General features: G+C 67.4%; 25 protein-coding genes. 13 read left to right on the top strand and 12 right to left on the bottom strand.

Annotated elements, in window-relative coordinates:
• Positions 1 to 21 precede the first annotated feature (21 nt).
• A complete protein-coding gene (gene lexA / locus Q0263_RS13985) occupies positions 22 to 741 on the bottom strand; it encodes a transcriptional repressor LexA (RefSeq protein WP_298017341.1) in 720 nt (239 codons plus the stop codon).
• Positions 742 to 943: 202 nt separating this feature from the next.
• Positions 944 to 2149 (bottom strand): amino acid aminotransferase, encoded by a 1206-nt coding sequence (locus Q0263_RS13980; RefSeq protein ID WP_298017339.1) that lies wholly within the window; start codon positions 2147 to 2149, stop codon positions 944 to 946.
• A gap of 94 nt (positions 2150 to 2243) precedes the next feature.
• Between Q0263_RS13980 and uvrB the strand changes: the two genes are divergently transcribed.
• The 6 genes from uvrB to iscA all read left to right on the top strand — a co-directional run bounded on the left by uvrB (position 2244) and on the right by iscA (position 7695).
• Positions 2244 to 4328, top strand: a complete 2085-nt coding sequence (gene uvrB, locus Q0263_RS13975) for an excinuclease ABC subunit UvrB (RefSeq protein WP_298017336.1) — start codon at positions 2244 to 2246, stop codon at positions 4326 to 4328.
• A 128-nt stretch (positions 4329 to 4456) separates the two neighbouring features.
• A complete protein-coding gene (locus Q0263_RS13970) occupies positions 4457 to 4948 on the top strand; it encodes a low molecular weight protein-tyrosine-phosphatase (RefSeq protein WP_298019116.1) in 492 nt (163 codons plus the stop codon).
• Positions 4949 to 5200: 252 nt separating this feature from the next.
• Positions 5201 to 5716, top strand: a complete 516-nt coding sequence (gene iscR, locus Q0263_RS13965; protein ID WP_298017333.1) for a Fe-S cluster assembly transcriptional regulator IscR — start codon at positions 5201 to 5203, stop codon at positions 5714 to 5716.
• Between the two features lie 20 nt (positions 5717 to 5736).
• Positions 5737 to 6957: an IscS subfamily cysteine desulfurase gene (locus Q0263_RS13960; RefSeq protein WP_298017330.1), complete on the top strand. Its 1221-nt coding sequence runs from the start codon at positions 5737 to 5739 to the stop codon at positions 6955 to 6957.
• A complete protein-coding gene (locus Q0263_RS13955; RefSeq protein WP_298017327.1) occupies positions 6957 to 7343 on the top strand; it encodes an iron-sulfur cluster assembly scaffold protein in 387 nt (128 codons plus the stop codon). The genes Q0263_RS13960 and Q0263_RS13955 overlap by 1 nt, the downstream gene beginning before the upstream one ends.
• 28 nt (positions 7344 to 7371) lie before the next feature.
• Positions 7372 to 7695: an iron-sulfur cluster assembly protein IscA gene (iscA, locus tag Q0263_RS13950; protein ID WP_298017325.1), complete on the top strand. Its 324-nt coding sequence runs from the start codon at positions 7372 to 7374 to the stop codon at positions 7693 to 7695.
• 72 nt (positions 7696 to 7767) lie between these two features.
• On the opposite strand, the gene lysS is transcribed toward iscA, so the two are convergent.
• Together lysS and prfB are read right to left on the bottom strand one after the other, a co-directional pair.
• Complete coding sequence (gene lysS / locus Q0263_RS13945; protein WP_298017323.1) at positions 7768 to 9285, bottom strand: lysine--tRNA ligase; 1518 nt, start codon at positions 9283 to 9285, stop codon at positions 7768 to 7770.
• A 65-nt stretch (positions 9286 to 9350) separates the two neighbouring features.
• Positions 9351 to 10455, bottom strand: a protein-coding gene (prfB, locus tag Q0263_RS13940) for a peptide chain release factor 2 (protein WP_298017320.1) whose coding sequence is annotated in 2 segments (ribosomal slippage) — positions 9351 to 10373 and positions 10375 to 10455 — 1104 coding nt in all. Because the reading frame shifts where the segments join, the coding sequence is not laid out codon by codon here.
• A gap of 143 nt (positions 10456 to 10598) precedes the next feature.
• Here prfB and Q0263_RS13935 point away from each other — a divergent pair.
• Positions 10599 to 11729, top strand: a complete 1131-nt coding sequence (locus tag Q0263_RS13935) for a tellurite resistance/C4-dicarboxylate transporter family protein (protein ID WP_298017317.1) — start codon at positions 10599 to 10601, stop codon at positions 11727 to 11729.
• Here the strand turns inward: Q0263_RS13935 and Q0263_RS13930 are convergent.
• The 5 genes from Q0263_RS13930 to Q0263_RS13910 form a co-directional block, all read right to left on the bottom strand.
• The gene (locus Q0263_RS13930) at positions 11726 to 13372 is read right to left on the bottom strand and encodes a methyl-accepting chemotaxis protein (RefSeq protein WP_298017315.1); all 1647 of its coding nucleotides are present in this window, start codon (positions 13370 to 13372) and stop codon (positions 11726 to 11728) included. The two genes, Q0263_RS13935 and Q0263_RS13930, sit on opposite strands and share 4 nt — an antisense overlap.
• 92 nt (positions 13373 to 13464) lie before the next feature.
• The gene (locus Q0263_RS13925) at positions 13465 to 14742 is read right to left on the bottom strand and encodes a TRAP transporter large permease (protein WP_298015979.1); all 1278 of its coding nucleotides are present in this window, start codon (positions 14740 to 14742) and stop codon (positions 13465 to 13467) included.
• Positions 14739 to 15275, bottom strand: coding sequence for a TRAP transporter small permease (locus tag Q0263_RS13920; RefSeq protein ID WP_298015977.1), 537 nt, complete (start codon positions 15273 to 15275; stop codon positions 14739 to 14741). The genes Q0263_RS13925 and Q0263_RS13920 overlap by 4 nt, the downstream gene beginning before the upstream one ends.
• Before the next feature lie 73 nt (positions 15276 to 15348).
• Positions 15349 to 16356: a TRAP transporter substrate-binding protein gene (locus Q0263_RS13915; protein ID WP_298017313.1), complete on the bottom strand. Its 1008-nt coding sequence runs from the start codon at positions 16354 to 16356 to the stop codon at positions 15349 to 15351.
• A 149-nt stretch (positions 16357 to 16505) separates the two neighbouring features.
• Positions 16506 to 16943 carry a hypothetical protein gene (locus tag Q0263_RS13910; protein ID WP_298017311.1) on the bottom strand — a complete coding sequence of 146 codons (438 nt, stop codon included), beginning with the start codon at positions 16941 to 16943 and terminating at the stop codon, positions 16506 to 16508.
• A gap of 182 nt (positions 16944 to 17125) precedes the next feature.
• On the opposite strand from Q0263_RS13910, the gene Q0263_RS13905 reads away from it, so the two are divergent.
• From Q0263_RS13905 to Q0263_RS13890, 4 genes are all read left to right on the top strand, one after another.
• Entirely contained in the window at positions 17126 to 17902 is a 777-nt protein-coding gene (locus Q0263_RS13905) for an ABC transporter ATP-binding protein (protein ID WP_298017309.1), read from the top strand.
• Positions 17899 to 18897: an ABC transporter substrate-binding protein gene (locus Q0263_RS13900; protein WP_298017307.1), complete on the top strand. Its 999-nt coding sequence runs from the start codon at positions 17899 to 17901 to the stop codon at positions 18895 to 18897. The genes Q0263_RS13905 and Q0263_RS13900 overlap by 4 nt, the downstream gene beginning before the upstream one ends.
• A gap of 75 nt (positions 18898 to 18972) precedes the next feature.
• A complete protein-coding gene (locus tag Q0263_RS13895; protein ID WP_298017305.1) occupies positions 18973 to 19746 on the top strand; it encodes an ABC transporter permease subunit in 774 nt (257 codons plus the stop codon).
• Positions 19739 to 20530, top strand: a complete 792-nt coding sequence (locus Q0263_RS13890) for a transporter substrate-binding domain-containing protein (RefSeq protein WP_298017302.1) — start codon at positions 19739 to 19741, stop codon at positions 20528 to 20530. Before Q0263_RS13895 ends, Q0263_RS13890 begins: the two co-directional genes overlap by 8 nt.
• Positions 20531 to 20568: 38 nt before the next feature.
• Here Q0263_RS13890 and infA read toward each other — a convergent pair whose 3' ends face one another.
• Positions 20569 to 20832 (bottom strand): translation initiation factor IF-1, encoded by a 264-nt coding sequence (infA, locus tag Q0263_RS13885; RefSeq protein WP_298017299.1) that lies wholly within the window; start codon positions 20830 to 20832, stop codon positions 20569 to 20571.
• A gap of 292 nt (positions 20833 to 21124) precedes the next feature.
• Between infA and Q0263_RS13880 the strand changes: the two genes are divergently transcribed.
• The gene (locus Q0263_RS13880) at positions 21125 to 22033 is read left to right on the top strand and encodes a DMT family transporter (RefSeq protein ID WP_298017296.1); all 909 of its coding nucleotides are present in this window, start codon (positions 21125 to 21127) and stop codon (positions 22031 to 22033) included.
• Positions 22030 to 22950 (top strand): DMT family transporter, encoded by a 921-nt coding sequence (locus Q0263_RS13875; protein WP_298017294.1) that lies wholly within the window; start codon positions 22030 to 22032, stop codon positions 22948 to 22950. Before Q0263_RS13880 ends, Q0263_RS13875 begins: the two co-directional genes overlap by 4 nt.
• Positions 22951 to 23006: 56 nt before the next feature.
• Here Q0263_RS13875 and recJ read toward each other — a convergent pair whose 3' ends face one another.
• Together recJ and Q0263_RS13865 are read right to left on the bottom strand one after the other, a co-directional pair.
• Positions 23007 to 24704 (bottom strand): single-stranded-DNA-specific exonuclease RecJ, encoded by a 1698-nt coding sequence (gene recJ / locus Q0263_RS13870; RefSeq protein ID WP_298017291.1) that lies wholly within the window; start codon positions 24702 to 24704, stop codon positions 23007 to 23009.
• Positions 24692 to 25603, bottom strand: coding sequence for a hypothetical protein (locus Q0263_RS13865; RefSeq protein ID WP_298017289.1), 912 nt, complete (start codon positions 25601 to 25603; stop codon positions 24692 to 24694). The genes recJ and Q0263_RS13865 overlap by 13 nt, the downstream gene beginning before the upstream one ends.
• Positions 25604 to 25608: the final 5 nt, after the last annotated feature.

Genomic DNA, 25608 nt, shown 5'->3' with positions numbered 1-25608 from the left:
GAGGAAGCGGGCGGGGCGGCGTCAGTGCAGGTTCGTCGTGCGGATCAGGCCCACCGCGATGCCTTCGATGGCGAAGTCGTCGCCCGCGTCCACCAGGATGGGGGCGAAGTCGGGGTTTTCCGGCAGCAGGCGGATGCGCTGGCCCTGGTGATCCAGGCGCTTGACGGTGACGTCGTCGCCCAGCCGGGCCACCACGATCTGGCCGTGGCGGGCGTCGGGGGTGCTGCGCACCGCCAGCAGGTCGCCGTCCAGGATGCCCGCGTCGCGCATGCTGCTGCCGCGCACCCGCAGCAGGTAGTCGGGGGCTGAATCGAACAGGTGCGGCGACAGCGGGATTTCGCGTTCGACGTGTTCGGCGGCCAGGATCGGATGGCCAGCGGCGACGCGGCCGATGAGCGGGATCAGGCGCGGATCCGGGGCCGCCGTCCAGATCGGGGCCCCCGGCGGCGCCTGGAGCGGCCGCGCCGGCATGATCAGGCCGGCGTCGTCCAGGGCCGGCGCTGCGGGCGGGGCGGGCGGCTGCGCCAGCGCCGTCAGCTGGATGCCGCGCGAGGTGCCCGCCGTCAGCAGGATGTAGCCTTTGCGTTCCAGGGCGCGCAGATGATCTTCGGCGGCATTGGCGGAACGAAAGCCCAGCGCCCGGGCGATTTCGGCCCGGGTGGGCGGACGCCCGGTCTGGGTGATGTCCTGGATGATCAGGTCCAGGATCTGGGATTGGCGGGCAGTAAGCTTCAGGGACATGGGGCGCTACTGGATGAAAACACAGCCTGTATTTTGTCGGAAACCCCTGGATAAGGCAAGCCTGCCGCGCATGCTGGAGGACGCGGTCCGATTCGAAGGCGCGGCCGCGCCTGCGGACCTGCGGCCAGGGCGCCCGGCGCTTTCACAAAAAGGCCCGCTCGGTGGCGGGCCTTTGGAAAAACGATCGGCGGGAGCGCGCCGATCAGCCTTTGAGCACCTGGGCGATGGCCCGGGCCACGTAGTCGACGTTGGCGCTGTTCAGGGCCGCCACGCAGATGCGGCCGCTGCCCACGGCGTAGATGCCGAAGTCCTCGCGCAGGCGTTCGACCTGGGGCTTGGTCAGGCCGGAATAGGAGAACATGCCGCGCTGCGTCTTGACGAAGCTGAAGTCCTGGTCGACGCCGTTGGCGTGGATCTGTTCCACCAGCTGGTGGCGCATGGCGCGGATGCGGTCGCGCATGCCGGCCAGTTCCTCGGCCCACAGGGAGAACAGTTCCGGCGTGTTCAGCACCGTGGACACCAGGGCGCCGCCGTGGGTGGGCGGGTTGGAATAGTTGGTGCGGATCACGCGCTTCAACTGGCTGAGCACGCGGGCGCTTTCTTCATCGCCGCCCGTGACCAGGGTCAGGGCGCCGACGCGTTCGCCGTACAGCGAGAAGGATTTCGAGAACGACGAGCTGATGAACATCGTCATGCCCAGTTCGGCGAACAGGCGCACGACGGCGGCGTCCTCTTCCAGCCCGGCGCCGAAGCCCTGATAGGCGATGTCCAGGAACGGCACCAGTTGGCCGGCCTGCAGCGTCTGGGCGATGTCGCGCCATTGCTCGGGGCTGGGGTCCACGCCGGTGGGGTTGTGGCAGCAGGCATGCAGCACGACGATGGTGCCGGCGGGCAGCGCCTTGAGCGAGGCCAGCATGCCGTCGAAGTTCAGGCCGTGGGTCGCGGCGTCGTAGTAGTCATAGCTGACGACCGGGAAGCCGGCGGCGGAGAACAGGGCTTCGTGGTTGGCCCAGCTGGGGTTGCTGATGGCGACCTTGGCGTCGGGCAGGATGCGTTTCAGGAAGTCGGCGCCGACCTTCAGGGCTCCGGTGCCGCCCAGGGTCTGGACGGTGACCGAGCGGTGCGCGGCCAGCAGCGGCGATTTCGCGCCCAGCAGCAGGGCGGCGGCGCCCTGGTTGTAGCCGGGGATGCCGTCGATGGGCAGATAGTTGCGCGGCGCAGCCTGTTCGAACAGCTTGGCTTCGGCTTCGCGCACGGCCTTCAGCAGCGGGATGCGGCCCGTGTCGTCGGTGTAGACGCCCACGCCCAGGTTGACCTTGGTGGACCGGGTGTCGGCCTTGAATTGTTCGTTCAGACCCAGAATGGGGTCGCGAGGGGCGAGTTCGACGGAAGCGAAGATAGAGGACATGGGATACCGTGGGGGACGAGGAAAAAGTAGTCTTGGTCGCAGAGGCCAACGATGGGATAATAAGGGGTTTACCCGAATAGTGTCCAGACGAACCATGAATAGTGGTCAAAATCGCGGCGAGGGGCGTGGCAAAGGCAGTCGTGACGAAGACAGTCGTGCCACGGACGGCCCGGGCTTCGTGCACTTCCCCGACAGCCCGTTTCAGCTGTATCAGCCTTATCCGCCGGCAGGCGATCAGCCCGGGGCCATCGACGCCCTGGAGGCCGGCGTGCGCGACGGCCTGATGTGCCAGACCCTGCTGGGGGTGACGGGATCGGGCAAGACCTACACCATGGCCAACCTGATCGCCCGCACCGGGCGGCCGGCCATCGTGCTGGCGCCCAACAAGACCCTGGCCGCCCAGCTGTACGCCGAAATGCGCGAATTCTTTCCCCGCAACGCGGTGGAATATTTCGTGTCCTATTACGATTACTACCAGCCCGAGGCCTACGTGCCTTCGCGCGACCTGTTCATCGAAAAGGACTCGTCCATCAACGAGCACATCGAGCAGATGCGGCTGTCGGCCACCAAGAGCCTGCTGGAGCGCCCCGACACCATCATCGTGGGCACGGTGTCGTGCATCTACGGGATCGGCAACCCGGCGGACTATCATGCCATGGTGCTGACCCTGCGCGCGGGCGACCGCATCGGCCGCCAGGAGATCCTGGCGCGGCTGGTGTCCATGCAGTACGAACGCAACGACATGGACTTCGCCCGGGGCACGTTCCGCGCCCGCGGCGAGATCATCGACGTGTTCCCGGCCGAACACGCCGAACAGGCCCTGCGCATCACGCTCTTCGATGACGAGATCGAATCCCTGGACCTGTTCGACCCGCTGACCGGCAAGCTGGTGCAGAACCTGGTGCGCTTCACGATCTTTCCCAGTTCGCACTACGTCACGCCGCGCGAAACGGTGCTGCGCGCCATCGACACCATCAAGGACGAACTGCGCGAGCGCCTGGCGCATCTGACCGCCGACGGCCGCCTGGTCGAGGCCCAGCGCCTGGAACAGCGCACCCGCTTCGATCTGGAAATGCTGCAGGAACTGGGGTTCTGCAAGGGCATCGAGAACTATTCCCGCCATCTCTCCGGGGCGGCGCCGGGCGAACCGCCGCCGACCCTGATCGACTATCTGCCCGCCCGCGCCCTGATGTTCATCGACGAGAGCCACGTCACCATCGGCCAGCTGGGCGGCATGTACCGGGGCGACCGGTCGCGCAAGGAAACCCTGGTGCAGTTCGGTTTCCGGCTGCCCTCGGCGCTGGACAACCGGCCGCTGCGCCTGGAGGAATTCGAGGCCCGCATGCCGCAGTGCGTGTTCGTCTCCGCCACGCCGGGACCGTACGAGGCCGACCATGCCGACGAGATCGTCGAGCAGGTGGTGCGCCCGACGGGCCTGGTGGACCCGGAGGTCGAACTGCGTCCGGCCGCCACCCAGGTCGACGACCTGCTGGGCGAGGCCAAGCTGCGCATCGCCGCGCACGAACGCGTGCTGGTGACGACGCTGACCAAGCGCATGGCGGAGGACCTGACCGAATATCTCCAGGAAAACGGCCTGAAGGTGCGCTACCTGCACTCGGACATCGACACGGTCGAGCGGGTGGAGATCATCCGCGACCTGCGGCTGGGCGCGTTCGACGTGCTGGTGGGCATCAACCTGCTGCGCGAAGGGCTGGACATCCCCGAAGTCTCCCTGGTGGCCATCCTGGACGCCGACAAGGAAGGCTTCCTGCGGTCCGAGCGCAGTCTCATCCAGACCATCGGCCGGGCCGCCCGCAATCTGAACGGGCGCGCCATCCTGTATGCCGACCGGGTGACGGATTCCATGCGCCGCGCCATGGACGAAACCGCCCGGCGCCGGGAAAAGCAGCAGGCCTTCAATGTGGAGCACGGCATCACGGCGCGCGGGGTCAGCAAGGCCGTGCGCGATCTGATCGATGGCGTGTCGGTGGCGGCCGGTCCGCTGACGGAAGCGCCCGCCTTCGACGCCAGCGTGCTGGGCAACGAGAAGGCGCTGGCGCGCGAGATCAAGCGCCTGGAACAGCGGATGAACGAGCACGCCCGCAATCTGGAGTTCGAGCAGGCGGCCGCGGCGCGGGACGCCTTGCGCGCCCTGAAGGACCAGGCCCTGCTGTCCTGAGGGCGGAAAACGGGGGGCGGGCGGGGGCGGCGCCCGCCCGCCGCAAAGTTCTGACGCCACAGGTTTTTTTTATGGATTTCCCAGGAAAAAGCTTGCCAATTTCCGGGTTTTCCCTCACACTTTCACCTATCATGCATAAGGTACTTTTTGTCTGCACGGGCAATATCTGCCGTTCTCCCTCCGCCCAGGGAGTCTTCCAGCACCTGATCGATGAAGCCGGTCTGTCCGATGCCATCTGCGTCGATTCCGCGGCCACCCATCAATTCCATGTGGGCGAGGCCCCGGATGCGCGTGCGCAGACGGCGGCCCGCAAGCGCGGTTACGATCTGTCTTCCTACGTGGCGCGCCAGATCGACGCGGACGACTTCCGCGATGCCGATCTGATCCTGGCCATGGACTGGGAAAACCTGTCCGCGCTGCAACAGCGTTGCCCCAAGATCTATCAGCACAAGCTGATGCTGCTGATGCGCTTTTCCAACGAATACGAAGAAGCCACCGTGCCCGATCCCTATTACGGCGGTCCCGAAGGCTTCAACAAGGTTCTGGACTACATCGAAGACGCCTGCCAGGGCGTCCTGGAACTCGTTCGCAAGCGCGCGCTGCAATATCAGGCGGCCTGATCGCCCGACCGGCGGTCCGGACCGCATCCGCGCTTCCTTCCCGTCCCGCTGAACGCCCCGGTCTTCGGGGCGTTTTCCATCCGGCGGCCCGGCCGTCTCGCCGGGCTGGAGGCCGGACTTGATATTGATCAAGATACATAAGCGGCGTTCCCCTAAAGCTGAGTATTTTAGTCAGGTACTAGGCTATACTTGACTTGAACAGTCGGGTATCTGCTGCCCGCGGGATTGGATTCAGATCAAAGGGGTTTCATCATGCGTTTGACGACCAAAGGACGTTTTGCCGTGACGGCAATGATCGATCTGGGATTGCGTCATCACAGCGGGCCGGTGACGCTGGCCGCCATCAGCGAGCGCCAGAACATTTCCTTGTCCTACCTGGAACAGCTCTTCGGCAAGCTGCGCCGCCACGAACTCGTGGACAGCGTGCGCGGGCCGGGCGGGGGATATACGCTGGCCCGCCATGCCCGGGACATTTCCGTGGCCGACATCATCTTCGCGGTGGACGAGCCGCTGGACGCGACCAGCTGCGGCGGCAAGGAAAACTGCGACATCGGGCGCAATGGCCATTCCGGGAAATGCATGACCCATGACCTGTGGGCCACCTTGAGTCGTAAAATGCTGGAATACCTGGATTCGGTGTCGCTGCAGGATCTGGTGGATCAGCAGCGTTTGCGGGAATGGCAGGAATCCGGGCATCTGCGCAGCGGCCGCCAGACGATTCCCATCACTCCGGTGGCCGACGCCAGCAAGGAAGCCGTTTCCGCCTGATCGTTCGTTCTGGAGTCTCAATGTCGCAGGGTCTGTCCCCGGATCTCCCCATCTACCTGGATTATTCGGCCACCACGCCGGTGGACGAGCGGGTCGTGCAGGCCATGCTGCCCTGGCTGGCCCAGCGCTTCGGCAACCCGGCCTCGCGCAGCCACGCCTGGGGCTGGGATGCCGAAGAGGCCGTCGATCAGGCCCGCGCCCAGGTGGCCGGTCTGATCCACGCCGATTCGCGCGAAATCGTCTGGACGTCCGGGGCGACCGAATCCGACAACCTTGCGATCAAGGGCGTCGCGGAATTCCACGCGGCCCGGGGGCGCCACATCGTGACCGCGCGCACCGAACACAAGGCCGTGCTCGATACCTGCCAGGCGCTGGAACAGCGCGGCTTCCAGGTGAGCTACCTGGACGTGGACGAGGGCGGCCTGATCGATCCCCAGGTCTTGCGGGCGGCCTTGCGGCCCGACACCATCCTGGCTTCGATCATGCTGGTGAACAACGAGATCGGCGTCATCCAGGACATCGCCGCGCTGGCGGCCGTCTGCCGCGAACAGGGCGTGCTGTTCCACACGGATGCGGCCCAGGCCACCGGCAAGGTCGACATCGACGTCGATGCGCTGGGCGTCGATCTGATGTCCCTGTCCGCCCACAAGACCTATGGTCCCAAGGGCGTTGGGGCGCTGTACGTGCGGCGCAAGCCGCGCGCGCGCCTGGAAGCCCAGATCCACGGCGGCGGCCACGAGCGCGGCCTGCGATCCGGCACCCTGCCCACGCATCAGATCGTCGGCATGGGCCAGGCCTACGCCCTGGCCGCCGAACTGATGAACGATGAAATTCCCCGGATCCGCGCCTTGCGGGATCGTTTGTGGGACGGCCTGAAGGACCTGCCCGACATCTACCTGAACGGCGCGCCCGATCGCCGCGTGGCGCATACCCTGAACGTCAGCATCGCCCACATCGAAGGCGAAGCCCTGCTGATGTCGATCCCCGAGCTGGCCGTCTCCAGCGGCTCGGCCTGCACCTCCGCCAGCCTGGAGCCTTCCTACGTGTTGCGGGCGCTGGGGCGCAGCGATCCCCTGGCGCACAGCTCCCTGCGCCTGACCCTGGGCCGCTACACCACGCCCGAACAGATCGACCGGGCGGTGGCCCTGCTGCGCGCCCAGATCCAGCGCCTGCGGGACGTCTCGCCCTTGTGGGAAATGCGCCAGCAGGGCACACTGGCTGCGTGGGAAGGCGCTCTGTGATGGCCGGGCCGAGCTACGGGCCGCAGGTCCTGGATCACTACCTGCATCCGCGCCACGTCGGGTCCTTCGATCCGCAGGACCCCCGTGTGGGGACGGCGCTGGTGGGTTCGCCCGCGCTGGGACAGGTGCTGAAGCTGCAGATCCGCGTGCAGGGGTCGTCCATCGAATCCGCCTGCTTCCGCGCTTTCGGCTGCGGCGCGGCGATCGCGGCCGGGTCGCTGGCGGCGGACTGGCTGCAGGGCCGCAGCCTGGACCAGGCGCTGGACATCCGCAGCCAGGACATCGTCCAGGCGCTGGACCTGCCGCCCGCCAAGCTGCACTGCGCCTTGCTGGCGCAGGACGCCATCCGCGCAGTCGTGGCAGACTATGCGCATAAGCGTTCCTGAAACACCGATTTTCATTGTCGAGGTCATCATGGCAATCACACTGACACAACAGGCCGCCGATCACATCCGGCGCCATCTGGACAAGCGGGGCAAGGGCCTGGGCCTGCGCCTGGGCGTGAAGCCGTCGGGCTGTTCCGGCATGTCCTATCAACTGGAATACGTGGACGATCCGGCGACGGACGATCAGGTCTTCGAGCAGTTCGGCGCCCGGCTGTACGTCGCGCCCGACAGCCTGCCCTATCTGCAGGGCACGGAACTGGACTATGTCCGCGAGGGCCTGAACGAAGGCTTCCGCTTCCGCAATCCCAATGAAAAGGCGGCGTGCGGCTGCGGGGAATCCTTCACCGTCTGACGCCGGCCCGCATCGCGGGCATGAAAAAGGCCGGGGCATGCCCCGGCCTTTTTTGTGGAACGCCGGGCGCAATCAGTCTTCGCGGCGCAGGTGCGGGAACAGGATCACGTCGCGGATGTTGGGGCTGTCGGTCAGCATCATGACCAGACGGTCGATGCCGATGCCGCAGCCGCCGGTGGGCGGCATGCCGTATTCCAGCGCCCGCACGTAATCGGCGTCGTAGTACATGGCTTCCTCGTCGCCGGCGTCCTTGGCGGCCACCTGGGCCTGGAACCGGGCGGCTTGATCTTCCGGATCGTTCAGTTCGGAAAAGCCGTTGGCGATTTCACGGCCGCAGGCGAACAGCTCGAAGCGTTCCGTGATGCCGGGCTGGGTGTCGGACGCCCGGGCCAGCGGCGAGACCTCGACCGGGTAGTCGATGATGAAGGTCGGGTGCCAGAGCAGGGCTTCGGCCGTTTCCTCGAACAGGGCCAGCTGCAGGGCGCCCAGGCCCGCATGGGCCAGCACGGGGCCGTCGATGTCGGCGCCCAGGCGGCGCAGGTCCCGGCGCAGGAAGTCGATGTCCTGCAGTTGTTCGGCCGTATAGGCCGGCGCGTATTTCAGGATGGCTTCGGTGATGGTCAGACGGTCGAAGGCGCGGCCCAGGTCCAGGGGCTGGCCCTGGTAGACGAGGTCGGTCGTGCCGCAGACGCGCAGCGCCGTGTCGCGGATCAGGGATTCCGTGTAGTCCATCAGCCAGCGGTAGTCGGTGTACGCCGCATAGAATTCCATCATCGTGAATTCGGGATTGTGGCGCGGGCTGACCCCTTCGTTGCGGAAGTTGCGGTTGATCTCGAAGACCCGCTCGAAGCCGCCGACGATCAGGCGCTTCAGATACAGTTCCGGAGCGATGCGCAGGTACATGTCCATGTCCAGCGCGTTGTGGTGCGTGATGAAGGGCTTGGCGGCGGCGCCCCCGGGGATCGGATGCAGCATCGGGGTTTCGACTTCCAGGAAGTCGGCGTCCGACATGATCTGGCGGATGGCGGTGACGATCCGGCTGCGGGCCACGAAGGTCTGGCGCGTTTCCTGGGTCATGACCAGATCGACGTAGCGCTGGCGGTAGCGCAGTTCCTGGTCGGCGACGCCGTGGAACTTGTCGGGCAGGGGGCGCAGGGATTTCGACAGCAGGCGCAGCGATTCCACGCGTAGCGACAGTTCGCCCTTGTGGGTCTTGAAGACCTGGCCCTCGGCGCCCACGATGTCGCCGATGTCCCAGGACTTGAAGGCCGCGTAGGTCTCGTCGCCCAGCACGCTCCGGTCCAGGTACAGCTGCAGGCGGCCGCTGGCGTCCTGGATCGTGGCGAAGCTGGCCTTGCCCATGACGCGCTTGAGCATCATGCGCCCGGCCACGCAGGCGCGGCGGTTCAGGGCCAGCAGGGCGTCCGCGTCCAGCGCATCGCAGTCCTCGCGCAGGGTGGCGGCATGGCTGTCGGGGCGGAAGTCGTTGGGATAGGCGGGGCCGGCCTCGCGCAGGCTGGCCAGCTTGGCGCGCCGTTCGGCGATCAGGCGGTTTTCGTCGGAGGTTTGGGATTCGGTCTGCGCGGTCATGTCGGGTGATCTGTGATTCGTGGGATGGGAGGCGGGCGCGGCCCGCCCCCGGCGGGGCCGGGGTCTCAGACCCCTTGTTTCAGGCTGGCGGTGATGAACGGATCCAGATCGCCGTCCAGGACCTTCTGCGTATTGGAGATTTCCACTCCGGTGCGCAGGTCCTTGATGCGGCTCTGGTCCAGCACGTAGGAGCGGATCTGGTGGCCCCAGCCCACGTCGCTCTTGGAGTCTTCCAGTTTCTGCTGTTCGGCCATGCGGTTGCGCATTTCCAGCTCGTACAGGCGGGACTTCAGCATCTGCATGGCTTCGGCCCGGTTGCGATGCTGGGACCGGTCGTTCTGGCACTGCACGACGATGCCGGTGGGATTGTGCGTGATCCGCACGGCCGAGTCGGTCTTGTTGATGTGCTGGCCGCCGGCGCCGCTGGCGCGGTAGGTGTCGATGCGCAGGTCCGCCGGATTGATGTCGACTTCGAAGGAGTCGTCGATTTCCGGGTAGACGAAGACGCTGGCGAAGGACGTGTGCCGGCCGTTGGACGAATCGAAGGGGCTCTTGCGCACCAGGCGGTGCACGCCGGTTTCGGTGCGCAGCAGACCGTAGGCGTATTCGCCTTCGAACTTGATGGTGGCGGACTTGATGCCGGCGACTTCGCCCTCGGATTCTTCCAGGACCTCGACCTTGAAGTCCTTGCGTTCGCCGTAGTGCAGGTACTGGCGCAGCAGCATGGAGGCCCAGTCCTGGGCTTCGGTGCCGCCGGCGCCGGCCTGGATGTCCACGAAGCAGTTCAGCGGATCGGCCGGATTGTCGAACATGCGGCGGAATTCCAGGGCTTCCAGGCTTTCGCGCAGGGCCTCGCAGTCGGATTCGATGGCGATCAGGGTGTCGTCGTCATCGTCGGCGCTGGCCAGTTCGAACAGGTCGCGGGCGTCGAGCAGGCCGCGTTCCAGGCTGCTCAGCGTCCCGACGACGTTTTCCAGGGTTTTCTTTTCGCGTCCCAGATCCTGGGCGTGCTGCGGGTCGTTCCAGACGTCGGGGCTTTCCAGTTCGGCATTGACGACGAGCAGGCGTTCGGCCTTGGCATCGTAGTCAAAGATACCTCCGGAGAATGGCCTGGCGCTCCAGATAGTCCTCGATGTGGGTGCTGATCTGGTTCTGGCGTTCGGCTTCCATATGGGTTTCCTTTTTTCTTACACTGCGAAGATAATCGAGCATTTTAACGCGCCGGGACACCCGGCAGGGAACGCCGCCGTCCGACGGTCCGGTCCGCCGGCCCTCCGGGGGGATGGACGACGCGCCACAGCAAGGAGAGCTGCATGGGCAAGGGGGAATTGCAGGAGCGGGCGCCGCTGCCGGCGCCGGTCGCGGGGTCCGCGCTGCTGGGCGATGCGCCGGGCGGGGGCGGGGGGCTGAGCGCGCGCCTGGCCGATCTGTCGCCCGCCTATTTCGGCCTGGTGATGGCCACGGGGATCGTCTCCCTGGGGGCCGACATGATGGAGCGGCCGCTGATCGCCCGGGCGCTGTTCCTGCTGAACATCCTGCAGTACGGCATCCTGTGCGTGCTGTATGTCCTGCGGGCGCTGCGCTACCCCCGCCGCTTCTTCGGCGACATGGTCAGCCATCTGCGCGGGCCTGGATATTTCACGGCGGTGGCGGCCACCGGCATCCTGGCCAGCCAGTTCATCGTGCAGGCCGACGACCTGTCCGTCGGCTTCGCCCTGTGGCTGCTGGCGGTCGTCTTGTGGATCAGCCTGACCTACACGATCTTCACCGCGTTCACGGTGAAGGCGGACAAGCCCACGCTGGACAAGGGCATCAGCGGCGGCTGGCTGCTGTCCGTGGTGGCGACGCAGTCGCTGGCGGTGTCCAGCGCCCTGCTGGCCGCGCGCATCGGCCAGCCCTATCGGCTGGAACTGAACCTGATGGCCCTGTCCATGTGGCTGTGGGGCGGCATGCTGTACATCTGGATGATGTCGCTGATCTTCTACCGCTACGTGTTCTTCCGCTTTTCCCCGGGCGATCTGTCGCCGCCGTACTGGATCAACATGGGCGCCATGGCGATCTCGACCCTGGCCGGCTCGCTGCTGATCCTGAACGCCCCGCACGCCCCTTTTCTGGTGTCCCTGCTGCCGTTCCTGAAGGGGTTCACGGTGTTCTACTGGGCCACCGGGTCCTGGTGGATCCCGATGCTTCTGCTGCTGGGCGTCTGGCGCTACGGCTTCCAGCGCTTCCCCTTCCAGTACGACCCTCTGTACTGGGGCGCCGTGTTTCCGCTGGGCATGTATGCCGCCAGCACCTGGCAGATGGACCGCGCCATGGAATTCGGGTTCCTCGCGGGCATGCCGCGCGTCTTCCTGCACATCGCCCTGTTCGCCTGGCTGGTGACGTTCACGGGCATGGTGCGTTCGGTCCTGCGCCTGGGGCGCGGGGCCCCGGGGCGGCCCTAGTCGGCGTATTCGATGGCGATGCCCGCGCCGGCCGGCGCTGCGGCATCCAGCTGGAAGCGCGCCAGCGTGCGGCGCAGCCTGCTCATGCCCGAATCCTGCTCCGCCACGGCCTGGGCCGTGTCCTCGGCGTGGACGCTGCTGCGGGCGCCCATGGCTTCCAGCGCGCGGGCGGCCTGGGCCGTCTCGTGGATCGCCTGGGCCTGCTGGTCCGTGGCGGCGGCGACCTCGTCCATGATCTGCCGGCTGCGGTGGGTGGCCTGCACGACGTTGTCCATGGCCTGTTGCGCGGCGGCGGCCAGCCGGGCGCCCTGGCGGCTGTTGCCGACGGCTTGCGCGATGGCCGCGTGGATGGTGTCGGCGGCGGCGTGGCAGCGCTGGGCCAGCGACCGCACTTCGGCGGCGACGATCGCGAATCCCCGGCCATGGGGGCCGGCATGGGCGGCCTCGACGGCCGCATTGAGGGCGAGCAGATTGGTCTGAAAGGCGATTTCCCCGATCTGCCGGGTGGCCGTCTCGATGCGCAGCCCGTCTTCGGTGATGTCCGAGACGGCCCGCGCCAGCCGGGTGACGCTCTCCGAGCCCATCCTGGCCTGCTGGTCGCCGCTTTCGCTCAGGCGCCGCGCTTCCAGGGCGCGGTCGTGATTCTGGCGGACGGCGTCGTCCAGGTAGTGCATGGCCGCCGATACCTGCCCGGCCATCTGGCGCTGCGTGTGGCTGTTTCGCAGCGCGGTGTCCTGGCTGCTGGTCAGGATGCCGGCGTTCGTGTCCACCCGGGCGAAGTGGTCGCTTACCTCGCAGAGCGTTTCGTTCAGGCCGGTGCGGATGTTTTCCAGCGCCGCCATCATCCGGCCCATCTCGTCGCGGCCCGCCCGGTCGATGCCGACGGTGAGGTTGCCCGCGGACAGGCGGCCGGCCAGGGCGAGGCCCTGCTCCAGGGGGCGCTTGATGGACCGGTACAGGCTGAGCAGCGCCGCCGTGCTGAACAGCAGCAGCGCCAGAATGGCGGCGATGGCCGTGTAGCCCGCGGAGCGGCCGTCCGCCGTCGCCGCCTCGACGCGGCGCGCCATGCGCTGCGCCTGCAGAGCGTCGAAGTCCTTGATCAGCGCCCTGATGGCGGCCTCGGTGTCCGTGTATTGCTGGCTGAAGATCAAGGCCTTGGCCAGCATGGCGTTGGGCAGGGCGATCCGCACGCCTCCCTTGCCGTCGTCCAGTTCGCCCTTGGCGGTGCCGATGGCCTCGCTCTGGATCCGGGCGAGCGCCAGGAGCCGGCCGTGCGCGTCCTCGACCAGCTTCAGTTCCCGCGCGTCGAAATCGGCGCTGCGGAAGCGCTCCAACGCATCGGCCCGGATGCCTTGGGCATCGGCCGCGCGTCCCGTCAGGATGGCCAGATCGAGCTGGTGCCGCTGTTCGAATTCCGGCTGTTCGCTGGCGACGAAGGCCATGGTGTTGCGGGTCAGGGCGTCGAGCCGGGCCTGGTATCGCGTGGCCATCTGGGTGGCCAGGTAGCGCGCGGATTCCGCGCGCCGCAGGACGTCCGCCGTGTGCAGCAGATGCAGCACCGCGCCCAGCACCAGGGCGGTGCAGACGGCCAGCAGCGAAAGAAACAGGATGAATCGGCTTTTCAGTGTGAACGCAGGCCGCATGCGTGGGTCCCCCGGCGATGAAAGCCCGGGCCGGAGGGCCCGGGCAGCGCGGGGATTATGGGTGCCGCGTGTGACACCCGTGTGTCAGAGGCCTACGAGAACAGTCCCGGCAGCCAGAGGCTGACGATGGGGACGTAGGTGATGAACACCAGGTAGACCAGCAGCAGCGCCAGCCAGGGCATCGCGGCGCGGATGACCTGGCCGATGCTCATCTTGGTGATGCCCGCCGTCACGAACAGGTTCAGACCCACGGGGGGCGTGACCATGCCGATCTCCAGGTTGACCACCATGAGCACGCCCAGGTGCACCGGATCGATGCCCAGCTGCGTGGCGATCGGAAACAGGATCGGCGCCAGGATCAGGATGATGCCGGTCGGCTCCATGAAGGCGCCGGCCACCAGCAGCAGGATGTTGACCACGATCAGGAACTGCCAGCTGCTCATGTCCCAGGCGATGATCTGCTCGGCGATGGCCTGGGGGATGCGCTCGGTGGTCAGCACGTGGGCGAACAGCAGCGCGTTGGCGATGATGAACATCAGCATGATGGTCACCTTGGCCGCGTCGATCAGGACCTCGGGGACCTGCTTCATGCCGATGTCGCGGTACACGAACACGGCGATGAAGAAGGCGTAGACCGCGGCCACGGCCGCCGCCTCGGTGGGCGTGAAGATCCCGCCGTAGATGCCGCCCAGGATGATGACGATCAGCAGCAGCCCCCAGATCGAGTCGCGCGCGGCCGAGAGCACTTCGGCCAGGCTGGCGCGCGGCTGGCGGGGCATGTTGCGCATGCGCGCCACCACGTAGATGGCCACCATCAGCACCAGGCCCAGCAGCAGCCCCGGGATGACGCCGGCCATGAACAGCGCGCCCACGGACGTTTCCGTGACCGCGCCGTAGACCACCATGACGATGGACGGCGGGATCAGGATGCCCAGGGTGCCGGCGTTGCAGATCACGCCCGCGGCAAAGCTCTGGCTGTAGCCGGCGCGCACCATGCCGGCGATCACGATCGAGCCCACCGCCACCACCGTGGCCGGGGACGAGCCCGAGACCGCAGCAAACAGCACGCAGGCCATCACCGAGGCGATCGCCAGCCCGCCGTGCAGGTGGCCCACCGAGGCGATGGCAAAGCGGATCATGCGCTTGGCCACCCCGCCCGTGGTCATGAAGGCCCCGGCCAGGATGAAGAAGGGAATGGCCATGAGCGTGAAGTGCTCGGAGGTCTCGTAGAGCTTGAGCGAGAGCGAGGCCAGCGAGTCGGTGCCAAAGGCCATGATCGTCAGCAGCGACGACAGGCCCAGGGCCACGGCCACGGGCAGGCCCATGAACATGAACAGGAACAGCAGGATGAACAGGGCGATGGTGGTCATTTTTGGTCTCCGGCGTCGTCGCTGCGGTATTTCATGGCGTCGGCGACCTCATCGCCCAGCAGGGAGGCGTGATCGCCCTTGAACAGGTGCCAGAGCACCTCGCCGAAGCGGTAGATCAGCAGCAGAAAGCCCAGGGGCATGACCAGGCGCGGCACCCACTGCGGGATGGGCAGGTCCTGGGCCATGATGCCGATCAGGTGGATCTTGCTGACGTAGATCCAGCTGCCGTAGAGCACGATGGCGGCGTAGACGATGCACAGCAGCGTGCTGGCCACGGCCATGACGCGCGCCGGGCGCGGCGCGAGCAGGCGCACGAAGGCGTCCACGCCGATGTGCGCGCCCACGCGCACGCCGTAGGAGATGCCCAGGAAGATCAGGGCGCCGAAGAAGTACATCGTCAGTTCGAGCGCCCAGACGAAGCTGTAGTTGAAGACGTAGCGGGCGACGACCTGGGCGAAAGTCACCACGGTCATCGCCGCCAGCAGAAAGGCGATCAGGCCTTCCTCGATGTGTTCCAGCCAGTTTCTCAACATGGGTGCGCTCCTGTCGGAATGTGAAACGGCCGCTGTGAGCGGCCGTGTGCAAGCATCAGGGTGCCGGCCAGCCTTACGAGGGCTGGTTCGAAGCCTGCGCCGCGTCGATCAGATCCTTGCCGATGCCGTCCTGGAATTTTTCCCAGACCGGGTGCATGGCGGTGCGCCATGCGGCGATGTCTTCCTTGGACAAGGTCTGGATCTTGGCCTTGCCGGCCTCGGCGATGCGCTTCTGGTCGCGATCGTTGATCTGGGCGGCCAGCTTGTTGGCGTGTTCCGTGGCGCCCGCCATGGCTTTCTTCAGCGCTTCGCGGACGTTCTCGGGCAGGCCGTCCCACCAGCCGGCGTTGGTGATGACCATGTAGTCCAGCGCGCCGTGATTGGTGACGGCGATGGTCTTCTGCACTTCATGGAGCTTTTGCGAGTAGATGTTCGACCAGGGGTTCTCGGCCCCGTCCACCACGCCGGTCTGCAAGGCCTGGTAGACCTCGGAGAAGGCGAGCTTCTGCGGGTTGGCGCCCAGCTGGCGGAATTGCGCCTCCAGCACGTCGGACGACTGAATGCGGAACTTCAAGCCCTTGATGTCTTCCGGACGGACCAGCTGGTCCTTGTTGGTGGACATCTGCTTCATGCCGTTGTGCCAGTAGGCCAGGCCCTGGATGCCCTTGGACTTCATGGAATCCAGCAGTTCCTGTCCGGCCGGGCTGGCCTGGAAGCGGTCCAGGGCGGCCACGTCGTCGAACATGAAGGGCAGATCGAAGACCTGCAGCTTCTTGGTGTAGCGGTCGAACTTGGCCAGGGACGGGGCGATGATCTGGACGTCGCCCAGCAGCAGGGCTTCCATTTCCTTGCCGTCGCCGAACAGCTGCGAATTGGGGAACACCTGGACTTCGATCTGGCCGGGCAGGGCGGCTTCGGCGAGTTCCTTGAACTTCAGGGCGCCCTGGCCTTTCGGGGTGGATTCGGCGACGACGTGGCTGAACTTGATGACGGTGGGGGCGGCCTGGGCGGTCATGGCGGCCAGGCCCAGGGTCAGGGACAGACCCAGCGATGCGGCGAGACGGGTGGTCGAGAATTTCATTGGGGGGATGCTCCGGATGGCGATGCGCCCCGATGCGAAGGGGCGCCTGGCTGACTGACAGGCCGCTGACTGAATGACGGCTGAATGTGCGGAGTGTAGTGGAATTGCCCGGATCTGGCGAGGCGGGGAAACCACTATCCCGGGGCGCGCTATCCCAGGGCGCGGCGCAAGTGATCCAGCGCGTCGTCGTCCAGCAGCCGGGCGGCCATGGGCAGCAGTTCCTCGTCGGCGCGTTGCAGGTAGCCCAGGTAGTCGTCGATCCAGGGCTGCAGGGTGTCGGGCAGGGGAGACGCGCCGCCCAGGCTGGCGCGGATGGCGTCCCAGCGGCGGCGTAGTTCCTCGCCCTGGTCCGTCAGCCCGCGGGTCATGCCTTTCAGGCAGACCGCGTCCGATCCCGCCATGGATTCGATCAGGGCGGGAAACAGCGCATCCCGCAGGACCTGGCGCTGGGCGGCGGCCGGGCCGTCGAGCCAGGCGATGGCCTGGTCCTGAAGGGCCGGCTCGGCCAGCTGCGTCAGGCTCAGGCGGGTGTGGTCGTGGCCGGCCAGCAGCAGGGCGATGGGGTCGACAGCGGCGGCGCCGGACATGAATGTTCCTGTAGCGGAGAGGCTTTCATCGTAGCGCATTTGATTTATTTCTTAAAGAAATAAAGAAATCATTAATTTATCGTTGTGGGGCATTAAGCGAAATCGGTAAAGTTCTTCTTGTCCAATCAATTCACAGTTATAAGACCCGGCCGGACAAGCGGCCGGGCAGGCGGGAAACAGCGATGAATCTTTCCTTCAGTCAGGTTGAAAAGCAGTTCGGCGATCTGCGCGTGGTCAATCGCTTCGACAGCGAGATCGCGCCGGGCGAGCTGGTGGCGCTGGTCGGGCCTTCGGGCTGCGGCAAGTCGACCCTGCTGCACATGGCGGCCGGGCTGGAGAAACCCAGCGCCGGCCAGGTGCTGGCCGACGGGCAGCCGATCCGCCGCCCCGATCCCAGCCGCATGTTGATGTTCCAGGAAAATGCGCTCTATCCCTGGCTGACCTTGTCGCAGAACGTCGCCATGGCGCTCGAGCTGCAGAAGGTGCCGCGCGCCCGGGCCCGCGAGCAGGCCGTCGTCTGGCTGGACAAGGTCCGCCTGAAGGGCTTCGAGGACTATTTCCCGCATCAGGTGTCGGGCGGCATGCGCCAGCGCTGCGCCCTGGCGCGGGCCTTCATCACGCATCCCGAGGTCCTGCTGCTCGACGAGCCCTTCGGCGCGCTGGACGCCCTGACCCGCATGACGCTGCAGGATGCCTTGCGCACCCTGATCCGCGAAACGCGCCCGACGGTGCTGCTGGTCACGCACGACGTCGACGAGGCCCTGTTCCTGGCCGACCGCATCCTGGTGTTCAGCGCCCGGCCGTCGAACCTGCTGAAGGAATTCCATCTGTCGGACAGCGACAAGACCCACGATCTGTCCAATTTCGCCGACATGCGCCGGGAAATCCTGGGCCTGCTGGGCATCGTCGGCGACGCCGAAACTTCCACCCAATCCATCCCCGAGGAACTTGCAGCATGAAATTCAGCAGAGTGTTGATTCCGGTCCTGGCCGCCCTGACGCTGGCGTCCCAGGCCGCCCTGGCGAACGAACCTTTCAAGGTCGGCTACATCCGCGTCATGGACGACGCCCAGGCCATCACCGCCTATGAAGGCAAGTTCTATGAAAAGCAGGGCCTGGACGTGCAGCTGGTGGAGTTCAAGTCGGGAACGGACCTGATCAAGGCCATCGTCGGCGGCCAGCTGGACACCGGGGTGCTGGGCTTCACCAACGCCGCATCCTGGTCTTCGCGGGGCGCCGACCTAAAGGTGGTCGCCGGCGCGCAGCGGGGCTACCACGCCCTGGTCGCGCGCGACGACGCCAACATCAAGACCGTCGCCGACCTGAAGGGCCACACCCTGGCTTCGCAGAAGGAAGGCAGCACGGCCGACACGGTGCTGCGCGGCGTGGTGCTGAAGGACGCCGGCCTGCAGGCTTCGGACGTGAACATCCTGGGGGTCAGCCCGCAGGTCGCCGTGCAGTCGCTGGTGGGCAAGCGCGTGGACGCCGCCTTCCTGTTCGAGCCGCAGGCAAGCATTGCGCAGCTGATCGCGCCCGTCAAGCAGATCTATGAAATCGGCGAAGTCTGGCCTTTCCCCTGCATGGTGACGATCACCTCGGGCAAGACGCTCGAGTCCAAGAAGGACCTGGTCTGGAAGTCGCTGGACGCCCAGCGCCAGGCGATCGAGCTGCTGCAGCAGAAGCCCGACGAGGCCGCCAAGCTGATCGCCGGCTACTTCATCGCCGAGCCGACGCTCAAGACCCTGCATGAGGGCGACGTGCCGCGCGAGAAGATCATCAGCAAGGCCATCCAGACGCAGACGTTCAGCCCCGCGCTGACGCCCAAGGACCTGAGCCGCATGCAGGAAGTCGCCGACATCATGCAGGCCCAGGGCGCGCTCAAGACCCAGGACGGCAAACCCTTCGACGTCAAATCGATCGTCGATCTGGACTGGCAGCAGACCCGCAAACTGTAAGCCGGATGGGTGCGATAATCGCACCCATTCCCTCTTTTTCCGAATGGCCGGATCTGTCCGGCCATCTTCTTGAGCATGAGCAAAAAAAGACGCGTTTCCCCCACCGCCCGCAAGCTGGCCATGCTGGTGGCCATCGCCGCCATCCTGCTGGTCTGGCAATGCGCCGCCTGGACTCTGCCCGATTTCCTGATGCCCGGGGTCCCGGTGGTGCTGGAACGCGTCTGGCACGATCTGCAGACGGCCGAATTCCGCGCCATCCTGGCCGGCAGCATGGGGCGCCTGGGGGTGGGCTACGGCTTCGCCCTGCTGTTCGGCATCGGTTTCGGGCTGGCGGGCGGCCTGCTGCTGTTCTTCCGCGAGATCCTGAAGTCCGCCATCATCGTGCTGCAGTCCATCCCGTCGATCGCCTGGGTGCCGCTGTTCCTGATCCTGATGGGGTTCGGCAACGTGCCCATCATCGTGGTGATCGCGCTGGCGGCGTTCTTCCCGGCGGCGCTGTCGGTCATGAACGCCACGGAAAGCGTTCTGCAGACGCACGTCTCGGCGGCGCGCGTGATGGGCGCCAGCCACTGGGACATGGTGCGCCGGGTCTACCTGCCGGCCGTCATGCCCGAACTGATCACGGGCGCCCAGTTGGCCTTCGGCAACGCATGGCGCGCCCTGATCTCGGCGGAGATGCTGATCGGCTTCGGCCAGGGCCTGGGCCGTTCGCTGGCCTATGCCGGTGAAACCGCCGACATGGTGGGGGTCATGGCCAATATCCTGACGATCGCCATCCTGGCGACGCTCATCGACCAGGTCTTCCTGGAAAACATCAAACGCCGGGTGCTGCGCTACCAATATGTCTAATGCATCGTGGCGGCGCCGCGCGGGCGCCGCGATCATCGGCTGCGGAATCGCCGTCGGCCTGGCATGGCCGTCGGCGGGGGCGCTCGCCCAGGAGGCGGAAGGCTGGCGCCTGGGCGTGGCGCAGGTGCCCGCCGCTCCGGTGCCGGGCGCCAAGCCCCGCACGCCGGTGCGCATCGAGGTGCTGGCCATGCAGGCGACGCAGGGCGGCGCGCCCGTGCAGGCCGTGGCCCTGGATCAGGCCCTGACGCGGCTGAGGGATGGCGAACTGGACGCCTGGACGGGCGTCGCGCCGGCGGATGCCGCGCTGCCCGATGGCGTCCGGCGCCAGGATGTGGGCTGGTCGGCCAGCCCGTTGGCGATCATGCGCACCGACACCGATATCCATGACTGGACCGCGCTGTCCGGACGCACGGTCTGCCTGAGCGCCGACGGGCGTTATGTGGGTGAATTGAGCGCCCGGTTCGCGGCCATCGAGCAGGTGTATCCGGCCGCGGCCGATGCCTTGCTGGCCCTGCGCACGGGGCAGTGCGATGCGGCGGTGGCGGACGAGGATTTTCTGCGCGAGCTGCTGAAATATCCCGAATGGCGAAAATTTTCAGCGCAGCTGGCGCCGTATCGGAAGGAAAAGCTGACGCAGTTGCGGCGGGCCGATCTGTCCGCCGCGGGCCGCGAGGCCTTGAGCCGGGCGCTGAGCCCGGCCGCCTTGCGGGGCGAGGCCCGGGAACAGGCCCGGGCCATTGCATTCGAGGTCTATCTGGATCAGACCGTCCCGGACTGTCACTAAAAGAAATCGCGCCCCTGGGCAGGGGCGCGGCGGGATGATCAGTTGCGGCGACGCGGAGCGGAGGGAGCGGAGCCGGGGCCGCGGTTCAGGTGGCGGAAGGTGATGCGGCCCTTGCTGAGGTCGTAGGGGGACATTTCCAGCGTGACCTGATCGCCCGCCAGGATGCGGATGTGATGCTTGCGCATCTTGCCGCCGGTGTAGGCGATGACCGGGTGCCCATTGTCCAGCGTGACGCGGAAGCGGGAGTCCGGCAGGACCTCGGTCACCGATCCGTGCATTTCGAGTAGTTCTTCTTTGGCCATAGCGTGTGCTCCCGTAAATTCATCAAATCATCAGCGGACAAACACAGGGCCGGTCCATCCGCGGTCGGAAGGACGACAGGATCGTAGGGGCGATCAGAAACCAGACAGGGGCCAGGCCCCAGAGAGGCGGCAGGCGCCAGGGACACTGGACCCGCCAAGGCAGCCGGCGAGCCGGCGAACACTGAAAACCGCTGATGAAACAAGCTCTTATGTTAAGGCTTGAAGCGGTATTATGTCAAGAAATAAAGCGACGGTTAGAATTGCCGCTGACCGACTCGAACAAACCAGACGCATGAACGACAGATTGACCCCCGGCACAGTGGCCCTGCTGCTGATTCCTCCCACGCTGTGGGCCGGCAATGCCGTGGTGGGTCGCGTCGCCGTGGATCTGGTGCCGCCCCTGACCCTGAATTTCCTGCGCTGGGCGGTGGCCCTGCTGCTGCTTCTGCCGCTGGGCCATCGGGTCCTGCGGGCCGGCAGCGACATCTGGCGGCAGTGGCCGCGCTACGCCTTGCTGGGGCTGCTGGGAGTGGGGCTGTACAACTCTCTGCAGTATCTGGCCCTGCACACGTCCACGCCGGTGAACGTCACCCTGGTGGCGGCCAGCATGCCGGTCTGGATGCTGATCGTTGGGCGGGTCTTTCACGGGGTGGCGATCCGCCCCTCGCAGATCCTTGGGTCCGTGCTGTCCCTGGTCGGGGTCGCGCTGGTGCTGTCCCATGGCGAATGGGCGCAGTTGCGGGCCTTGCGTTTCGTGGCCGGGGACCTGCTGATGGTGCTGGCCACCATCTTCTGGGCCTTTTACAGCTGGCAGCTGACGCGGGTGCCGGCCGATGCCCCGATCCGCGCCCATTGGGCGGGGTTCCTGCTGGGGCAGGTCGTGTACGGGGCCGCCTGGTCGGGCCTGTTCGCCGCCCTCGAATGGGGGATGGGCGGGCAGCGGGTCGTCTGGGGCTGGCCCCTGGCGGCGACGGTGGCCTTCGTCGCCATCGGGCCGGCGGTGATCGCCTTTCGCTGCTGGGGCGCCGGGGTCCAGCGCGTCGGGCCGACCCTGGCGGGCTTCTTCAACAATCTGACCCCCCTGATCGCCGCGCTGCTGTCCCTGGGGCTGCTGGGCGAGTACCCGCACGGCTATCACGCCCTGGCTTTCCTGCTGATCATCGGCGGCATCGTGCTGTCGTCGCGCCGGGGCCCCGCATGACGCGCGGCGGCGCGGACCTGCATCCGGGCCTGGCGTACCTCTGTCTCGGTTCCAGCATGTTCGTGGTCGGGGCCTATGTGGCCCTGAGCAAGCCGCTGGCGGTGATCTTTCCCGTCTTCCTGCTTGGGTGCCTGCGGTTCGGCATCGGGGGGCTGGCGGTCCTGCACTGGCTGCGCAAGCCGACCACGGAAGCGCCCCTGACCCCGCGCGTGCGCTGGCTGGTCTTCCTGGAATCCTTCATCGGCAGCTTTCTGTTCACGGTGTTCATGGTGCTGGGCGTCAGCTACAGCAGCGCCGTGGCGGCCGGGATCATCATGTCGGCCATCCCGGCCGCCATCGCGGTGCTTAGCCGCCTGGTGCTGCGCGAGGCGATCCGGCCGCAGGTGCTGGCCGCCATCGCCTGCGCCGTGTGCGGCATCGCGCTGCTGGCCTTGACCCGGCCCGCCGACGAGGGGCTGGCGCCTGAATCGGCGACCCGGTGGCTGGGCTACGGCCTGCTGGGAGGCGCGGTCCTGTGCGAAGCCGCCTACGCCGTCATCGGCAAGCAACTGACCGGGACGCTGTCGGCCAAGCGGATCAGCGCGCTGATGAACGTGTGGGGCTTCGCCCTGATGCTGCCGGCCGGCGCCTACGCGGCCTGGCATTTCGATTTCGCGGCGGTCACCGGCCCGACCTGGGGTCTGCTGCTGTTCTACGGCCTGGCGGCCAGCGGCACCATCTGGCTCTGGATGACGGGGCTGCGCCGGGTGCCGGCGTCGCGGGCGGGCGTGTTCACCGTGCTGCTGCCCGTGGGGGCGGCCTGCGTCGGCGTGCTCGCGCTGGGGGAATCCTTCAGTCGGCTGCATGCCCTGGCCTTTGCGGCCGCCCTGCTGGGCCTGATGCTGGCCGTCTGGCCCGGACGCGCCCCTCGGGCCTGATCGGCGTCCGGACGCCTTGCGCGGCCGGGCGGGGCGGGGCGCCGCCGATCGGATCGCTAGGCGGCCTGGGCGTGTTCGATCAGCAGCTGCACGGTGGTCTGCCCCCCCCAGGTGTTGCTGTCCAGGCGGTAGACCGCCATGATCCGTTCGGGCAGGGGGTCGGCGTGGTTGAACCAGATGGCGTCGATGCGCCGGCCGTCCCGTTCCAGGAAAAGCTTCAGGTGGCGCTCTTTCAGCACCCGCTGGTGCACGACCTGGAAATGGTCCTGGAACAGCGGCGCCGGGAATCCCGCCCCCCAGATCTGTTCGGCCAGCAGCGCGGCCGTGTCGGCCGTGGCGTACAGAGGCTCCAGAGAGCCGTCCGTCTCCAGGCAGGGCTCGAAGCCGTCGCGGCCGCTGATCGTGCGCACGGCGTCGTCGAACTGCCGCGCGAAATCGTCGAATGCCGCCTGATGCAGCGTCAGGCCGGCGGCCATGGCGTGGCCGCCGAACTGCAGGATGGCGCCGGGCAGGCGCTTGCTGACCAGGTCCAGCGCATCGCGCAGGTGGACTTCGGGAACCGAGCGGCCCGAACCGCGCAGCGTGCCGGCTTCGTCCGGCGCGAAAGCCAGGGCCGGGCGCCAGTAGGTTTCCTTCAGGCGCGACGCCACCAGGCCGATGACGCCCTGGTGCCAGCCCGCCTGCCAGACGCAGACGCTGGCGGCCTGGGCCAGGGGCTGGCCGTCCAGGTGCGCCAGCGCTTCGTCGCGCATTTCCGTTTCGCGGCTGCGCCGTTCGCGGTTGATGTCGTCCAGGGCCCGCGCCAGGGCGCGGGCGCGGGCGGGGTCGTCTTCCAGCAGGCAGTGGATGCCCAGGCTCATGTCGGCCATGCGGCCGGCCGCGTTGATGCGCGGCCCGAGGGCGAAGCCCAGGTCGTTCGTGCCCGCCTGCCCGGGATCGCGTCCGGCCACTTCGAACAGCGCCGCGATCCCGGCCTGCATGCGGCCTTGGCGGATGCGCTTGAGACCCTGCGCGACCAGCAGTCGATTGTTGGCGTCCAGGCGGACCACGTCCGCCACGGTGCCCAGGGCCACCAGATCGCTCAGGCCGTCTAGGCGGGGGCCGCCCTGGGCGGGCAGGGCGCCGCGCTCGCGCAGCACGGCCCGCAGGGCCAGCAGCACGTAGAAGATCACGCCCACGCCGGCCAGGTGCTTGGAGGGAAAGCCGCAGCCCGCCTGGTTCGGATTGACGATGGCCAGCGCGGCCGGCAGTTCGTCGCCCGGCAGGTGATGGTCGGTGACGATGACCTGCATGCCCGCGGCCCGGGCGGCCGCCACGCCGTCGATGCTGGCGATGCCGTTGTCGACGGTGATCAGCAGGTCCGGCTGGCCGGCGGGGTGCCGGCGGGCGAGTTCCACCACGGCGGGCGACAGGCCGTAGCCGGTTTCGAAGCGGTTGGGCACCAGGAAGTCCACCCGGGCGCCGAAGGCCCGCAGCCCGCGCACCGCGACGGCGCAGGCGGTGGCGCCGTCGCAGTCGTAGTCGGCCACGATCAGCAGCTTCCGGTCCGCCGCGATGGCATCGGCCAGCAGCCGGGCGGCGTCGGTGACGTGCGTCAGTTGGGCAGGCGGGATCAGGGCCGACCAGTCCGTCGGCGTGGACTGCGCCAGGCCCCGGGCGGCCCAGAGCCGGGCCAGCAGGGGATGGATGCCGGCTTCGGCCAGGGCCTGGGCGCGCTGCCGGTTCGCGCTGCGGGGACGGATCAGCGGCTGCACCACCAGCTCCTCCAGTCCCGGGCGCGCAGCCGCGCGAGCCAGCCGCCTGCAGCGGTCACGGTGACGTAGCGGTCGAGCCCGGTCAGCACCAGTGTCGGCTGCCGGCCGGCCAGCGGGGCGAAGCAATGCTGTTCCAGCGCGGCCAGCGCCTCGATCCAGTCGCCCCAGTTCTGCGTGACGGCCGCGTTCTGCAGCGAGGTGTCGATGCGCAGGTCGGCGGGCTCGGGGCGGGTCAGCTGCGAGGGCCGGGCGCCGCCGTACAGCCAGAGGCTGTTGAGCGGGGGCAGGCCGCTTTCCTGGCGGGCCTGGTTGACGGGATGCTCGAACCAGGCCATTTGCAGCGTATTGACCAGGCGGCGCCAGGGGCGCGCCGCCGGATCCTGCGGCCACCAGTCGTTGACCGCGCTGGTCGCCACCAGCGCCGGGCTGGCGCAGGCCAGCCGGACGGCCCCGGGCCAGCGCACGCGCCAGGTGTCCGGGCCGATGGATTCCAGTTGCAGGCCGCTGTCGTCCAGGTGTTCCCGGGCCGTGCTCAGCAGGGCGGCGGACTGTTCCTCCGTGATGTCCAGCGTGGCGGCGGGCAGCAGCGCGGCGCCGTCGCGCGAGGGCGCCATGTGGATCAATTCGGCCAGCCAGACGGGGTCGTCGCCGGCCGCGTCGGCGCGCAGGGGACCCAGACCTGCGCTAATATGCTCGGCTTGTGCTGCAACAAAACCCCGCGCCTGCAAACGCCAGTGTTCCAGGGGCGTGCACCAGGTCTCGGCGGCCGGGCTGGGGGTCTGGACGGCCTTGCCGCGGTCCAGCCAGCGGGCCAGTGTGGGGGCGCGCTGCGCCAGATGGGGCGCCAGTTCGGCGGCCACTTCAGGATCGGGCCAAGCCCCGGAAATCACGATATGCATGTCGG

It is taken from the genome of uncultured Castellaniella sp. (genome assembly GCF_937988725.1).
Lineage (GTDB): Bacteria > Pseudomonadota > Gammaproteobacteria > Burkholderiales > Burkholderiaceae_B > Castellaniella.
The sequence above is the reverse complement of the archived record's forward strand: the minus strand, read 5'-3'. Positions and strand labels throughout refer to the sequence as shown.

Excerpts from the sequence above, each read along its gene's own strand:
- lexA (WP_298017341.1), bottom strand. The coding sequence starts at position 741 with ATGTCCCTGAAGCTTACTGCCCGCCAATCCCAGATCCTGGACCTGATC.
- Q0263_RS13980 (WP_298017339.1), bottom strand. The coding sequence starts at position 2,149 with ATGTCCTCTATCTTCGCTTCCGTCGAACTCGCCCCTCGCGACCCCATT.
- uvrB (WP_298017336.1), top strand. The coding sequence starts at position 2,244 with ATGAATAGTGGTCAAAATCGCGGCGAGGGGCGTGGCAAAGGCAGTCGT.
- iscR (WP_298017333.1), top strand. The coding sequence starts at position 5,201 with ATGCGTTTGACGACCAAAGGACGTTTTGCCGTGACGGCAATGATCGAT.
- Q0263_RS13960 (WP_298017330.1), top strand. The coding sequence starts at position 5,737 with ATGTCGCAGGGTCTGTCCCCGGATCTCCCCATCTACCTGGATTATTCG.
- Q0263_RS13955 (WP_298017327.1), top strand. The coding sequence starts at position 6,957 with ATGGCCGGGCCGAGCTACGGGCCGCAGGTCCTGGATCACTACCTGCAT.
- iscA (WP_298017325.1), top strand. The coding sequence starts at position 7,372 with ATGGCAATCACACTGACACAACAGGCCGCCGATCACATCCGGCGCCAT.
- lysS (WP_298017323.1), bottom strand. The coding sequence starts at position 9,285 with ATGACCGCGCAGACCGAATCCCAAACCTCCGACGAAAACCGCCTGATC.
- Q0263_RS13935 (WP_298017317.1), top strand. The coding sequence starts at position 10,599 with ATGGGCAAGGGGGAATTGCAGGAGCGGGCGCCGCTGCCGGCGCCGGTC.
- Q0263_RS13930 (WP_298017315.1), bottom strand. The coding sequence starts at position 13,372 with ATGCGGCCTGCGTTCACACTGAAAAGCCGATTCATCCTGTTTCTTTCG.
- Q0263_RS13925 (WP_298015979.1), bottom strand. The coding sequence starts at position 14,742 with ATGACCACCATCGCCCTGTTCATCCTGCTGTTCCTGTTCATGTTCATG.
- Q0263_RS13920 (WP_298015977.1), bottom strand. The coding sequence starts at position 15,275 with ATGTTGAGAAACTGGCTGGAACACATCGAGGAAGGCCTGATCGCCTTT.
- Q0263_RS13915 (WP_298017313.1), bottom strand. The coding sequence starts at position 16,356 with ATGAAATTCTCGACCACCCGTCTCGCCGCATCGCTGGGTCTGTCCCTG.
- Q0263_RS13910 (WP_298017311.1), bottom strand. The coding sequence starts at position 16,943 with ATGTCCGGCGCCGCCGCTGTCGACCCCATCGCCCTGCTGCTGGCCGGC.
- Q0263_RS13905 (WP_298017309.1), top strand. The coding sequence starts at position 17,126 with ATGAATCTTTCCTTCAGTCAGGTTGAAAAGCAGTTCGGCGATCTGCGC.
- Q0263_RS13900 (WP_298017307.1), top strand. The coding sequence starts at position 17,899 with ATGAAATTCAGCAGAGTGTTGATTCCGGTCCTGGCCGCCCTGACGCTG.
- Q0263_RS13895 (WP_298017305.1), top strand. The coding sequence starts at position 18,973 with ATGAGCAAAAAAAGACGCGTTTCCCCCACCGCCCGCAAGCTGGCCATG.
- Q0263_RS13890 (WP_298017302.1), top strand. The coding sequence starts at position 19,739 with ATGTCTAATGCATCGTGGCGGCGCCGCGCGGGCGCCGCGATCATCGGC.
- infA (WP_298017299.1), bottom strand. The coding sequence starts at position 20,832 with ATGGCCAAAGAAGAACTACTCGAAATGCACGGATCGGTGACCGAGGTC.
- Q0263_RS13880 (WP_298017296.1), top strand. The coding sequence starts at position 21,125 with ATGAACGACAGATTGACCCCCGGCACAGTGGCCCTGCTGCTGATTCCT.
- Q0263_RS13875 (WP_298017294.1), top strand. The coding sequence starts at position 22,030 with ATGACGCGCGGCGGCGCGGACCTGCATCCGGGCCTGGCGTACCTCTGT.
- Q0263_RS13865 (WP_298017289.1), bottom strand. The coding sequence starts at position 25,603 with ATGCATATCGTGATTTCCGGGGCTTGGCCCGATCCTGAAGTGGCCGCC.